Genomic DNA, 1,329 nt, shown 5'->3' on the forward strand with positions numbered 1-1,329 from the left:
CGCCAACTGTCCGCCACCACCGGCATCAACCTGCCCGCCACCCTCGCCTTCGACCACCCGACCCCCACCGCAGTCGCCGCACTCCTCCTCGAGCGTTGCTCCCCGGAGGCCGACGCCGGGATACGTGCCCAGGGCAGTTCCCGAAGTGATCTCCAGGTGACGAAGCCGGAGATCGACAGTCTCGTGGACCTCCTGCGTGCCGCGACCCCTCAGCAACTGAAGGAACAGGGGCTGATTTCCCGCCTCTTGGAGCTCAAGGACGGACTCGCCCGGACCGTCGCCGCTGACGCTCCAGAGGCCGAGATCGAATCAGGCACCACCGAAGACCTTCTCCAGTTCCTCGACCGAAAGCTTGGAGTGAACTCATGACCGCGTCCGATGTCGAGAAGCTGGAGTCCTACCTCCGCCGTGCCACGACTGCCTTGGTCGAGACGGAGAACGAACTCAGCGCGGAGCGCGCCGCGCGCACGGAGCCGATTGCCATCGTGTCGATGGGATGCCGACTGCCGGGTGGCATCGACACTCCGGAGGGCTTCTGGGAGCTGCTGGCCGGAGGCCGGGACGCGATCGGTCCCTTCCCATCCCGGTGGGATGAGCTCGACCTGTACGACTCCGACCCGGAGGCCGTCGGCAAGAGCTACGTGCGGGAGGGTGGATTCGTCGACGGTGTCGACGAGTTCGACGCGGGGTTCTTCGGGATCTCGCCGCGCGAGGCACTGTCGATGGATCCGCAGCAGCGGCTGGTCCTTGAGGCCTCGTGGGAGGCGCTTGAGCGGGCGGGCATCCGCCCCGAGTCACTGCGCGACAGCCGTACGGGCGTCTACCTCGGCGCGATGAGCGCCGACTACGGCAATCAGCAGGGCCATGACCTGGATTCGCTCGACGGTTACGTCAGCACGGGGAACGCGAGCAGTGTGGTCTCGGGGCGGGTGTCGTATGCGTTGGGGCTGCAAGGTCCGGCCGTCACCGTCGACACGGCCTGTTCCTCCTCGCTGGTGGCCCTGCACCTGGCGGCCGCCGCACTGCGGCAGGGCGAGTGCGACCTCGCCCTGGTGGGCGGTGTCACCGTGATGTCCACGCCTTCCACGCTCGTGGAGTTCAGCCGCCTCAAGGGGGCGGCTGCGGACGGCCGGTCCAAGAGCTTCTCCGCCCAGGCTGACGGAACCGGCCTGTCGGAGGGTGCGGGTGTCGTTGTCCTGAAGCGGCTGTCGGCCGCCCAGCACGACGGCGACCACATCCTCGCCGTGGTCCGCGGCTCGGCCCTGAACCAGGACGGCGCCAGCAACGGCCTGACCGCACCCAACGGACCCTCACAACAACGCGTCATCC

The 1,329-nt window shown here is 68.2% G+C and carries 2 protein-coding genes; both read left to right on the top strand.

Annotated elements, in window-relative coordinates:
• The coding region (locus ACWD10_RS38415; protein ID WP_451098478.1) for an acyl carrier protein at positions 1-369 on the top strand (369 nt) is incomplete at its 5' end.
• Positions 366-1,329: beta-ketoacyl synthase N-terminal-like domain-containing protein (locus tag ACWD10_RS38420; RefSeq protein WP_451098480.1), on the top strand; the 964-nt coding region annotated here is incomplete at its 3' end. The genes ACWD10_RS38415 and ACWD10_RS38420, both read left to right, overlap by 4 nt.

It is taken from the genome of Streptomyces sp. NPDC002851, from assembly GCF_053591935.1.